This window comes from Shewanella sp. MBTL60-112-B2 (genome assembly GCF_019655055.1).
Lineage (GTDB): Bacteria > Pseudomonadota > Gammaproteobacteria > Enterobacterales > Shewanellaceae > Shewanella.
On the sequence record NZ_BPFA01000004.1, the window covers coordinates 149,981 to 162,617 of the forward strand.

At 42.1% G+C, this 12,637-nt stretch carries 9 protein-coding genes; 5 read left to right on the forward strand and 4 right to left on the reverse strand.

Annotation, left to right across the window (positions count from 1 at the left end; all coding sequences use genetic code 11):
- Positions 1–18: 18 nt before the first annotated feature.
- Positions 19–930: a recombination-associated protein RdgC gene (rdgC, locus tag K5Q73_RS03960; RefSeq protein WP_220765304.1), complete on the reverse strand. Its 912-nt coding sequence runs from the start codon at positions 928–930 to the stop codon at positions 19–21.
- A gap of 289 nt (positions 931–1,219) precedes the next feature.
- Here rdgC and K5Q73_RS03965 point away from each other — a divergent pair, with 289 nt between their 5' ends.
- From K5Q73_RS03965 to K5Q73_RS03980, 4 genes are all read left to right on the forward strand, one after another.
- Positions 1,220–2,170 carry a porin gene (locus K5Q73_RS03965; RefSeq protein WP_220765305.1) on the forward strand — a complete coding sequence of 317 codons (951 nt, stop codon included), beginning with the start codon at positions 1,220–1,222 and terminating at the stop codon, positions 2,168–2,170.
- Between the two features lie 431 nt (positions 2,171–2,601).
- The gene (phoB, locus tag K5Q73_RS03970; RefSeq protein ID WP_220765306.1) at positions 2,602–3,291 is read left to right on the forward strand and encodes a phosphate regulon transcriptional regulator PhoB; all 690 of its coding nucleotides are present in this window, start codon (positions 2,602–2,604) and stop codon (positions 3,289–3,291) included.
- Positions 3,292–3,371: 80 nt separating this feature from the next.
- Positions 3,372–4,712: a phosphate regulon sensor histidine kinase PhoR gene (gene phoR, locus K5Q73_RS03975; protein WP_220765307.1), complete on the forward strand. Its 1,341-nt coding sequence runs from the start codon at positions 3,372–3,374 to the stop codon at positions 4,710–4,712.
- A gap of 186 nt (positions 4,713–4,898) precedes the next feature.
- Complete coding sequence (locus K5Q73_RS03980; RefSeq protein ID WP_012156188.1) at positions 4,899–5,870, forward strand: PstS family phosphate ABC transporter substrate-binding protein; 972 nt, start codon at positions 4,899–4,901, stop codon at positions 5,868–5,870.
- A 98-nt stretch (positions 5,871–5,968) separates the two neighbouring features.
- On the opposite strand, the gene K5Q73_RS03985 is transcribed toward K5Q73_RS03980, so the two are convergent.
- Entirely contained in the window at positions 5,969–6,853 is an 885-nt protein-coding gene (locus K5Q73_RS03985; protein WP_259650827.1) for a collagenase, read from the reverse strand.
- A gap of 142 nt (positions 6,854–6,995) precedes the next feature.
- Here K5Q73_RS03985 and K5Q73_RS03990 point away from each other — a divergent pair, with 142 nt between their 5' ends.
- Positions 6,996–8,786: a M1 family metallopeptidase gene (locus tag K5Q73_RS03990; protein ID WP_220765309.1), complete on the forward strand. Its 1,791-nt coding sequence runs from the start codon at positions 6,996–6,998 to the stop codon at positions 8,784–8,786.
- A gap of 2,032 nt (positions 8,787–10,818) precedes the next feature.
- On the opposite strand, the gene K5Q73_RS03995 is transcribed toward K5Q73_RS03990, so the two are convergent.
- Both K5Q73_RS03995 and K5Q73_RS04000 read right to left on the reverse strand, forming a co-directional pair.
- On the reverse strand, positions 10,819–11,301 hold the full coding sequence (locus tag K5Q73_RS03995) for a glutathione peroxidase (protein ID WP_220765310.1): 483 nt from the start codon (positions 11,299–11,301) through the stop codon (positions 10,819–10,821).
- A 187-nt stretch (positions 11,302–11,488) separates the two neighbouring features.
- Positions 11,489–12,565 (reverse strand): DUF4382 domain-containing protein, encoded by a 1,077-nt coding sequence (locus K5Q73_RS04000; RefSeq protein WP_220765311.1) that lies wholly within the window; start codon positions 12,563–12,565, stop codon positions 11,489–11,491.
- Positions 12,566–12,637: the final 72 nt, after the last annotated feature.

Sequence of the window (12,637 nt, forward strand, 5' to 3'; positions counted from 1 at the left end):
ACTCGCATCTACGGCTAATTAGATACTGTCTTCTAGACCGCCAAGGGCTTCAACTGTTGCATTGATAAGTGCGATAAGCTCGCTGCTCATCAAGGCAAAGTCTGCATCAAGTCTTGCCATTGGGTCATCATTACCTAAATCGTCATTGCCAGCTCTAAATTCTTCTGAGAACTTAAGACGCTTAATCGCGGCATCTGATTGCAGTAAGAATGCAATTGATTGACCAAAGTGAAGCGCAAGTTTATGAACTTGTTTACCCACTTCGATATGCGCTAGTACTTCATCTTCGCTCAAGTCTTGCTGCTTAAAGCGAACAATGCCGCCTTCATCAGAGTCACTCTTTAGCTCGGCTTCATCTTGCATTTCAAAAGCTGCAGGGGTTTTACCTTCTTTTAACCACTCAGTTAACTGAGTTTCAATTGGCGTTTTAAAGCTCATAGGAATGATTGGCAAGGTGCCAATAGCTTTACGCAATAATGCCATTAGCTCTTCAGATTTCGCAGCGCTAGAACTGTCAACAAGTATCATTTGGATTTCAGGTAAAATCAGTGCACGAATCTGGCTACGACGAGAAAAAGCACGCGGTAATAAGGTCGTCGTGATCTCATCTTTCATCGCATCTTTTTCTTTCTTAGCAAGTTTGCGATTTTCTTCAGCTTCAATTTGGCTGACTTTTTCTTCAAGTGCTTCTTTGATCACTTGAGACGGTAAAATCTTTTCTTCTTTTGTGGCGCAGATAAGGTGTCTGTCACCAGCAGTGTGGATCAGGGTTTCGCCATGCTTACCCATTGCTTTAGAGAATCCAAATTTGCTGATGTCTTGGCTTGAGCAAGGAGAGAAGGTGAAGTCTTCCAGTGATTTTTCTAGTGAATCAGGGTCAACAGAGAAAGGCTTGTTAAAGCGGTATACAGTTAGATTTTTAAACCACATAGATAAGTGCTCAATCAAAATTAAAGCCGCAGTGTAAGCCATTGTCCGGTTCGGGTAAACCGCCTCATTGACATCTTAGATCTTCGCTATGTGACATTTCATTAAAGTGTCACATTTCTTACGCTTTCTCTAAAAGCCTTGCTAGCTCTGGGTTAGCGAAAACCTGTTACCGAATATTTAATAGATTTGCGGTTATTTACCTTTTACTGAAATAAAAGTGCAACAAATCATCTTCATTATGACGCTCGTCCAAACCAATAACCAAGACGAATAACGTCAAAAGGATTAAATGATGAACGTTTTCTGTAAAACTCTACTGGCTTCTGCTGTTGCAACCGCAACTATGTCTTCTGCTTTCGCGGCTGACCCACTAACAGTTTACGGCAAGCTTAATGTGACTGCTCAGTCAAATGACGTAAATGATAAATCAACAACAACGATTCAATCTAATGCTTCTCGTTTTGGTGTTAAAGGTGCTTTCGAGTTAAGCAACTCGTTAGAAGCGTTTTACACGGTTGAATATGAAGTTGATACTGGCGATAGTGACAAGGAAAACTTTAAGGCGCGTAACCAGTTCGTAGGTCTTAAAGGTAACTTTGGTGCGTTTTCTGTAGGTCGTAACGACACTATGCTAAAAGTTTCACAAGGTAAAGTTGACCAGTTCAACGACCTGTCTGGTGATTTGAAGAACTTGTTCAAGGGTGAAAACCGTATTGAGCAAACAGCAACTTATATCACACCATCTTTCAGTGGCTTCAAAGTCGGTGTGACGTATGCGGCTGAAGGCGCTAGCTCACAATATGCACAAGATGGTTTCAGTGTTGCAGCTATGTACGGTGATGCAAAACTTAAGAAGTCACCAATCTATGCATCGGTTGCTTATGATTCAGATGTAAAAGGCTATGAAGTTGCACGTGCAACCGTACAAGGTAAGATTGCAGGTCTTAAGTTAGGTGCGATGTACCAGCAGCAAGAAGAAACTTACGGAAAAGACGGCGTTGCAACAGTAGGCGCTGAAAGCAAGACTGGCTACCTATTAAGTGCTGCTTATCAAATTGAAGCTATTGTACTTAAAGCGCAGTATCAAGATATGGAAGACAAAGGCGATTCTTGGTCTTTAGGTGGTGACTATAAGCTAGGTAAGCCAACTAAATTGTTCGCTTTCTACACAAACCGCTCATACGAGAAAGTTGAAAATGACGACAGCTACTTCGGTATCGGTCTAGAGCATAAGTTCTAAATTGGCTTTGCCATATTGATATAAAAGGGCCTAGGGCCCTTTTTTGTTGGATTAAAAGAAGTGTTTTCAGCTTCGAGCTAAGGCTTGAGTCTCTGAATAAAGGTTCATTATTACGGCTATTGCAGCCTCTTTTACAGTGTCGCCTTAGGTTTAAATATAGGGCACAGAAGTTCCTCAATGATGGCTTTATTCGTGGGCAGAAGGGCGGTCTTGCTTTTAAACCTGTTTTCCTTTTATCCGTTATACCTTCAGTGAAGGGGGCGCTATCACTCAAGAGTGTGGTTAGCGAGTTAACTAAATGGATATAAGCTAAAAATAATATTTATGACAAAAATATCGCTTAATATGGCAAAATATATTGGTGTTTAATATTAATGTCATAAAAGTGACCAATAATACCATCGTAGAAATTCACTGATAGAAGATCGATTATGACTGCAAGGATTTTGATAGTTGAAGATGAGTTAGCCATCCGAGAGATGTTAACTTTTGTTTTGGAACAGCATGGTTACACCACTGTGGCTGCCGAGGATTACGACTCAGCACTCGATATGTTAACTGAGCCATACCCTGATCTTGTTTTACTCGATTGGATGTTCCCTGGTGGTAGCGGTATTCAGTTAGCTAAGCGCTTACGCCAAGACGAATTCACTCGTCATATTCCAATTATCATGTTGACTGCACGTGGTGAAGAGGAAGATAAGGTTCGCGGACTAGAAGTTGGTGCCGATGACTTTATTACTAAGCCTTTCTCTCCTAAAGAGCTGGTGGCGCGAATTAAAGCCGTTATGCGTCGCAGTGCACCGACTTGTCTAGAAGATCCTATCGATGTTCAAGGCCTGCAATTGGATCCTGTTAGCCATCGAGTCACAGTGGGTGAAGAAGTGCTGGATATGGGGCCGACTGAGTTTCGCTTACTGCATTTCTTTATGACTCATCAAGAACGTGTTTATAGCCGTGAGCAGTTACTTGATAATGTCTGGGGGACCAATGTGTATGTTGAAGATCGAACCGTAGACGTGCATATTAGACGCTTAAGAAAGGCAGTGACTAATTCAGGGCATGATCGCCTGATCCAAACTGTACGTGGTGCTGGCTATCGTTTTTCAACCCGCCTCTAGTTTAGACCTTTATAGGTGCAAGGTGACTTTTGAGTTATCTTGTGCCGAGTTCTCCCATATGGCCGATATATTGGTAAAATATGTTTGATTCCTATTCTGGGTACCGGTTAATTTCACGCTTGGCAATTTATTTGGCTTCGTGTTTATTGATTGGATTAATATTCGGTGAAGTTCTTTGGATCTTATTGCTAGGATCTATTTTCCTACTCATTTGGCATTACCGCCAGCTATCGCGTTTAAATTTTTGGCTATGGCATGATCGCCGCTTAACCCCCCCAAATGGTAGTGGTAGTTGGGAAGGGGTGTTTAATGGTATTTATCGTTTACAAGGTAAGAACCGTAAACGAGTGTCGCAGCTGGCTTTTTTGCTCGGACGTTTCAGGCAAGGCGCGGAAGCATTACCCGATGCGGCAGTTGTTTTAGACTCAGAGCATAATATTTTATGGTGCAATAAACTGGCGCAACTGTTGTTAGGTTTTGTTTGGCCGCAAGATAACGGTCAGCGCATCGATAATCTTATTCGTCATCCCGACTTTTCCGCTTACCTTAAAAATAAAGAGTATCAAGAGCCCTTAGAGCTTGCGTCGCCACAATCAGAAGGCCATATCCTTGAGATCCGCATTATGGGTTATGGGGCAGGGCAGCTTTTATTGATAGCTCGAGATATTACCCGTGTTCGTCAGTTAGAAGGGATGCGCAAAGAGTTCGTCGCCAATGTGTCTCATGAGCTAAAAACACCGTTAACAGTGTTGCAAGGCTATTTAGAGATGATGCAGTCGATGGCTGAGCCTGGTTCGCCAAATGTTCGTGCTATGGATCAAATGCAGCAGCAAACTACACGAATGCGCTCTATGGTGGAGCAGTTACTGGCGTTGTCGAGGATCGAGGATGCGAGTGATGTGAGCTTAGAGGTTAAGGTCAATATGAAGCAGATGATGGATATCTTGCATGATGAAGCCTTAGCCTTAGCGCAAGAGCAGTACGAGATTAGTTTTTACTGTGAGCCTGGCCTAAACATATATGGCAATGAATTACAGTTAAGAAGCGTGTGTTCGAACTTAATTTCCAATGCTATCCGTTACACTGAGCCTGGTGGCAAGGTCGAAATAAGCTGGCGTAAGATTGCCATAGGCGGTCTATTTAGCGTTAAAGATAATGGTGAGGGAATTGCGCCTCAACATATTGGCCGTTTAACAGAACGCTTTTATCGTGTTGATAGCGCCCGTTCACGCCAAAGCGGCGGCACTGGCCTTGGTCTTGCGATAACCAAGCACGCTTTGCATAACCATCAAAGTGAGCTCAATATTGCTAGCCAGTTGGGCAAGGGCAGTACCTTTAGCTTTGTTATTCCAGCCAATTTAATTGAGTTTACCGCGCATGTTAACGAACAACCGAGCCATGCTAATGAGACGCTGGGCTAATTGATTTAGATTAGCTTTAAAATAAATGTCATATAAAAACAGGCTTATGCCTGTTTTTTTGTAAATAAATCCAAATTAGGTTGGTTTGTCATCGAAGTGTCACTTAGTAGTAATAGACTTGTCATCAATGGAGTCAATACTGACAGCGTTTTAAGAAACCAAGATAGTTAAACACTGGAGCAAAGAATGAAACTGAAACAACTTGTTGGCGCGGTAAGCTTTACTGCAGCGACTGTATTTTCTGCAGCATCAATGGCTGCAATCGACCAGTCTTTACCAACTTACGAAAAGACAAGCGGCGTGTCTGGTAACTTATCATCTGTTGGCTCTGATACTCTGGCTAACATGATGACACTATGGGCTGAAGACTTTAAACAGCTTTATCCAAACGTAAACATCCAGATCCAAGCGGCAGGTTCTTCTACTGCGCCACCAGCATTGACTGAAGGTACTTCACAGTTTGGCCCTATGAGCCGTAAGATGAAGCCAAATGAAGTTGAAGCGTTTGAAAAGCATTATGGTTACCAGCCAACGGCTATCCGCGTTGCAATTGATGCCCTAGCGGTATTTGTACACAAGGATAACCCAATCGAAGGTATGAGCATCGAGCAAATCGACGGCATCTTCTCTTCTACAGATAAGTGTGGCGGTGGTGATGTGACACGTTGGGGTCAAGTTGGCCTTGATGGCGGCTGGGCAGCAAGAGACATCCAGCTTTATGGTCGCAACTCAGTATCAGGTACTTATGGTTACTTCAAAAAGAAAGCACTATGTAAAGGTGATTTCAAAGCGAACGTAAACGAGCAACCAGGTTCTGCTTCTGTAGTACAGTCAGTATCGCAATCACTTAACGCGATTGGTTACTCAGGAATTGGTTATAAGACTGCCGGTGTTAAAGCGGTTGCGATTTCTAAGAAAGGCACTAACTACATTGCTGCAACAGCAGACAATGCAGCGACGGGTAAATACCCATTGTCTCGTTACCTATATGTATACGTGAACAAGCATCCAAACAAAGATTTATCACCAATGGATCGCGAATTCATCCGCTATGTGCTTTCACAGCAAGGTCAGCAAATTGTTGAAAAAGACGGTTATGTTGCACTACCACGCAGCGTTATCGCAAAAGACTTAGCTAAAGCGGGTATTCGTCTTTAATGATGGGTGCCGCAATTCATCTTAACTGATGAATAGTAAGCAAATAAAAGGCCTCAATTGAGGCCTTTTTTAATGCTGTAATTCTTTTAAATAGACAACTATTTTTGCGCAGATTTAAGCTGTTTAAGCCAGGTATCAAACTCAGCATCCATCGATGTTCCCCATCCAGCTAGCAGTGCTTGATAACGTGGGTAGTCACCTTTGCGGGTAAAGCCAAGCATGGTATCAACTTTATCTTTATGGTTCTCAATCATAAAGCGCACCGCTAGATAACCCCAACGATAAACTCTGTCAGTTCCGCCATTTTTCTCGTAGCTGGTATTGAAAATTTCACTAAGTGTGTGGCTTTGCTCACCACCAATTAATGCCAGCGCTTTGGGGTTGTCATCGCCAAGGGAAATATACTCGGCGACGCCCTCACTCCACCAAACCGTGTGCGGGTACAGAGGAGCGGGCTTAGGGCAATATTCAGGGCCGCTGTGCGAGTCATGTAACGAGAGACAGAAGTCACCGTAGAGGTTAAAGCGACCATCGAGGTAATGCACGTACTCGTGCGCTAGGTTCCAGACTTGGCCCTTTTTCTCATACGCTACAAACTCTGCTTGGTTATCACTTTTCCAAGGTAAACCTTCCAAATACATGCCGCCGTTATCGCTTGGAACATCGAAATGGTTAGTGACATGATCGACATAATCCTGTCTCGAATGATAAACATTGGCGCGCATTTTGTGGTTATTGTCATCGGCTACAGGCTTATTGAGGGTGCCAAATAGCTTATGGAAATTTGTTTCTTGTCTTATTAGCAACTCACAAGCGGAAGTGAGCTGCTTTTCTGTTAAGGCTTGTGAGCGAATAACAATGGTGTCGCTACAAGCATGATTTTGGCTTAAAACACTTTCCAGGCTTGCCGCATCTTCAGCATTGGAGGTTGTAGGAAGCATTGCAAGTACGGCTAATGTGGGCAAGATATGTTTATTTTTCATTGAGGGTTTCTCTGATTTATAGTTTTGCATACAATATCCTCAAGTGTTTCATTTAGCTCTATTGAAGTCAAACTAGGCTTTTCAACACATAAAATAGCGTTAAAATGTAATCAATTAACCAGTTACTCAAAAAGGATATGCCGTGTTAAAGCAATGGGATAATAATCATGATTACCACTCGTTTGCCAATACCGAACAGGTCAGAGTTAAGCACTTGTCGCTATCACTCGATGTGGATTTTGATACTAAGCAATTAGCAGGGCAGGTCGAGTTACAGCTAGATTACATTGATAAGCAGACTAAAGAGCTATGGTTAGATACTCGGGATTTAACCATTGAAGAGGTTTACTCTAACTCTCAGCAAGCACTTGCCTTCTCCTTAGATAAGCAAGATGACACATTAGGCCAGCGACTTAATATTGAGCTAACTGCAGATGTCGCCAGTGTTATTATTCATTATCGCACATCGCCAGAGGCACAAGGGCTGCAGTGGCTGACACCACTGCAAACCAGTGGTAAGACACTGCCATTTTTATTTAGTCAATCTCAACCGATTAATGCGCGCAGTTGGATCCCGGTGCAAGATAGCCCCAAAGCGAGAATTACGTTCGATGCGGTGATCACGGCGCCTAAAGGCATGCGAGCGGTGATGAGTGCAATGAATGATGCCAACGCCCCGTTAACAGGTGAGTTTAGCTTTACTATGGAAAAGCCAATGCCGACTCACTTACTCGCGATAGCGGTAGGGGATTTAGCTTTCGGTGAATTAGGCCCGAGAACCGGTGTGTATGCAGAACCTGAAGTCGTCGCCGCCGCAGTTGCAGAGTTTGAAGACACTGAAAGCATGGTCGAGGTCGCTGAGTCGCTATTGGGGCCATACCCTTGGGGGCGTTATGACATGATAGTCTTGCCGCCTAGCTTCCCATTTGGTGGTATGGAAAACCCACGCTTAGCCTTTATGACCCCGACGCTCATTGCTGGAGATAAAAGCTTAGTGTCAACGGTTGCACACGAGCTGGCACATTCCTGGACCGGAAACTTGGTGAGCAATGCGACATGGCGCGATCTCTGGTTAAATGAAGGTTTTACCACATACTTTACCAATCGTATTGTCGAAGAGGTTTTCGGCAAAGAACAGGCTGAACTTGAAGTGGTACTTGAAAATGGCCGTCTGCAAGAGGCGATATTAGCTACTGAAATAGAAGCGCAAACTCTGCCTGCGAACATGCAAGACCAAGATCCTAACGAAGCTTTTAATCGATTTACCTACGACAAAGCGTCTATGTTTGTTCATGATCTGGAGAAACGACTAGGCCGCGCTGGGTTTGACGCTTTTTTATATGAATACGTACAAGCATTTGCGTTTGAAGCGATCACGACAGAAACTTTTGTTGACTACGCTAAGCACACCTTGCTTAAACAGCACTCAGACAAGATCTCCGAGGCAGAACTGTTGGAGTGGATTTATGGTGAAGGCATGCCTAGCTGGTTTGTAGAGCCAAAATCTACCAGCTTAGATAAAGTAACTATGGCACTGCGTGCTTTTGATGATGGCGCCTCAGCATCTAGCCTGATGACAACTGGCTGGCGTGTACATCATTGGCAGTATTTTTTAACTAACTTGCCAGAGAAAGTGTCACATGAAGCCTTGGCCGATTTGGATAACACTTTTGGTTTTACTCAGACTAACAATGCTGAAATTGCCTGTGATTGGTTTAGAGTCGCTATACGTAATCGCTATGAGGCTGTACTCGATGCAGTGAGTGCTTATCTGGTTAAAATTGGCCGTGGAAAGTTTGTGAAGCCACTCTATGCAGAGTTAATGAAAGCTGGGTTTGAGACTCAAGTACAGCAAATATATTCATCTGCTCGTGATGGTTATCATCCATCCATTGCAGTGATGTTAGATCAGCAATTATTAGCCTCGCAATAAAAGCAAAAAAAATGGCAACCTAAACAGGTTGCCATAACAATAGCGAAGTAGAAATAAGCTGATTTTGCGCTAGCTAACAACTTATCTCCAAGGGCAAACCTAATCGGAATGCCAAGGGAATGATGATGAACAATGAAACTAAGGTTAAGCCAACATTTTTAGCCAATTGGCTTGAATATTCACTTAACGAGAATCGGTTCATATAGTCAGAGTCAATAAATCCGAGTTAGTTCCGTCAAATTTCAATTTATCTGCAGTTATTTTATAAAATTGGACTGCATAAAGCTTAAGCGCCTAAATAATAAACTATTCACAGTACACCCTGTTATCCCAGTCATTATGTCTAGTCACTAGTTTCGTGGATTGTTTGGTTGGCATGAGTCTAAGCGGGTGACGGCGAACGGCAGCCTAGCTTGAGTCAAATAAGCAAAAAAAATGGCAACCCAAAAGGTTGCCATAAAGAATCAGTTCTAAAGTTAAGCTTTAATGCGCTAGCTAAAGGCTTAACTTGATGGCAAACCTATAAGGAATGCCTAAGGGAATGATGATGAACAATGAAACTAAGGTTAAGCCAACATTTTTAGCCTACAGGCTTGAATCTTCACTTAACGAGAATCGGTTCATATAGTCAGAGTCGATAAATCTCAGTTAGTTCCGTCAAATTTCAATTTATCTGCAATTATTTGATTAAATGAGAATGCATTTATTCTAAGTGTTTAAATTGTTAGGACAAATCCCAAGCTGCTAAATATTTTATTTGCCCACTATTATCTCTAGCCGCTGTTACTTTTAGTCATTAATTTTATGGTTTTGTTAGAAGACTGCCCCAGCTGAGAATCATCATGTTAAGTGGTGGATAAAAATTACATGCAAAAAAAATGGCAACCTAAACAGGTTGCCATAACAATAGCTAAGTAGAAATAAGCTGATTTTGCGCTAGCTAACAACTTATCTCCAAGGGCAACCCTAAACGGAATGCCAAGGGAATGATGATGAACAATGAAACTAAGGTTAAGCCAAGATAATAAGCCTTAAGGCTGTAAATTCACTTAACGAGAATAGGTTCATATAGTCAGAGTCGTTAAATTTAGATTAGTTCCCAAAAAATCAAAATTTTATTATTTAACACCTCAGATCTTATATCTCTAAATAGGTATTAAGCTTGCAGTTGCTGATTTCATTTGTTTATTTCATATCTTGATAAACTTTATTGGCAAACTAATCCATGGCGAATAACTGAACGCATGTTTGCTCCCTTGTGAAGTTATTCAACTCAGAAGCAGGTCGCCAAAAAATGCTCCACAATGGCGAGTGTTAGCGGCTCAGGTACTGTGGCTCTTAAGGAATAAGAGGGAGTTTAAACGTAGAGTTGTTATGTTCTTCACTCGTTGCGAGTAGCATGGTCGAAGCTGGAATAATGCAGGAGCTGTTACCGAGGAGCTATTAATGACCTTGCCACGGTGCAGCTAAGCTCTCGCTGAGCGGCCAAATCTTTATACTGATAGCTATTAAAATAACCTTTAAAAATAGGCGTTAAAATAGCAAAAAAAATGGCAACCTAATGAGGTTGCCATAAAAAGTAAGTTCAAAAGTTAAGTTTTAATGCGCTAGCTAAAGCTTAACTCGGTGGCAAACCTATAAGGAGTACCTAAGGGAATGATGATGAACAATGAAACTAAGATTAAGCCAATATATTAAGTCGTTAATCTTTAATATATTCACTCAAAGAGAATCGGTTCATATAGTCAGACTAGCCATTTTATATTTAGTTCAATCAATGCTAGAAATTTTTCAAAAAAATGCGAAAAAAGATGTAGAGAGCCAAGACGGGACAAAAAAAGGGCAACCCAAGGGGTTGCCAGATTGACCTACATTGAGATCAAGGGGGGCTGCGCTAGAAGCCCCAGGGAGAATGATGAACATAAAAACTAATGCTCAAAAGGTTAGAGGTGAGTATTCTGATAAAGTTCAAAAAATAATCCAGAATATATGATGTTTTTAAATGGAATTTTTAAGTTATTAATTTTATTGGCTAAAGTAGTTTTAAAATTTCACTCTCAATCGCCATTGGCTTAGTCGTTGGTGCAAAGCGTTGGGTGACTTTCCCCTGTTTATCGACTAAAAATTTAGTAAAGTTCCACTTTATTCTTTCAGAGCCAAGTAGGCCTTTAGCGGATTGCTTTAAATGCGCATAAAGGGGGGCTGTATTGGCTCCATTAACCTCAATTTTTTCAAATAATGGAAAGGTCACACCAAAATTTAATTCACAAAATGAGCTTATGGCTTGGCTGTCGCCTTTTTCTTGCTCGCCAAACTGGTTACATGGAAACCCGAGTACAACAAGGCCTTGAGATTGGTGTTTTTGATATAGAGCCTCAAGCTCACGATATTGTGGGGTAAAACCACACTCACTAGCCGTATTGACGATTAATATAACTTTGTCTTTAAAGTTTGCCAGTGAAACCGTTTGTCCCTGAATATTGTTAACTGAAAAGTCGTAAATGGAAGCTGTCATTTTTCCCCCTTATTGAATTAGGAAGACTTTATCGATATTGATTAGGTTTGTGTAATAACCTTGCAGGATAACATGCGTTTTTTTGCTTTAACGCTGAGGTTACAAAAAGAGTATTACTGATGAGCAAGAAAAGTAAAGGGGCATAGGTATGCCCCTTTCACATCTTATACATTGCGACTTCGTAAAGTTAAGGCTGTTGCGGCACAAATTCCTGTGGGAAATGGCGAATGGTGGTTTCTCCCTGGGTAACTATGACATTTTGTTCGGCTGAATCAAGGAAGAATGGCGCACTACCATCTTCAGGGGTGCGAACGTTTGAGGCAATGGGATCATCGTTTTGAGCTAGACAGGTATAACCTAGGCTATAGGTGTCAGCGACGACAAAACCAAATTCGTATTCATAGCCAGTGATATTATCACTGCCATCAAGGATAGGATTTACTCTCGCAGATGTGATTGGAGCAACCTGTGTTAAGACATTTGGACCCGTTCTAAAGTCTGCCATCTGCTCGAGTTCTGTTTCACTTGGATACAGATAAACAGCAGGGCTAAATTCTGAGCCTCCAGCAGCCACTTCACAGTTATCCATGGTTTCTTGGTTGATCTGTCCTTTAATGGCGCCGACTTCTGAGGCATTAACAAGCTGTACAGAGGTAGGTTTTAGTGTCCAGTAATCTTTGTTTCCGTGTGGCGCTTGTAGGCCTTTGGCGAGGTTAAACTCGGCAACAAAGTTATTGTTACCGGCTGCAATGGTAAATGACTTGTTAAAGAATAGGCGGCCGGTATTTTCTTCTTCGGCGCCTACGCCACCGCAAGAGCCGTTACTGTTGGTGACTAAGCCCTCAATGTCACCGCCTACGAACTCTCCATTTTCATCTTCAGTTGCGCCACTTAATACATAAGAGCTTTCATCGCTAGAGATGGTGTTGTTTTCCATGTAAATACACATTTGGTATTCACCCACAGTAACCGACTGACCACTAACTAAAGTTTCAACATCTTGCCCTTGAAAGCTTAATAGATCGACGTGTTGTAAGCCGTCATCACCAGTGGCTACATCGAATGAAAAGGCACCGTCGCTGTTTTTTAACACAACTTGCTTAAAAGCCACGTTGACTATGTTGGCGTCAGCCGGATTGTCGGACACGCCTAAGCTAAAAGTTGCTTGCTCAGGCTGATTAGAATCACTGTCTGAACCGCAAGCTGACAGCATTAAGCCCGTGGCGATAGCAATAGTCAGTGGCGTTAATGTTAACTTTTTCATGTTTGCTCCTAAGCATACTGTGCTGATAATTGAGTATAGTCGCCGCTTATAAAGAGTGTTGATTTTACGTCA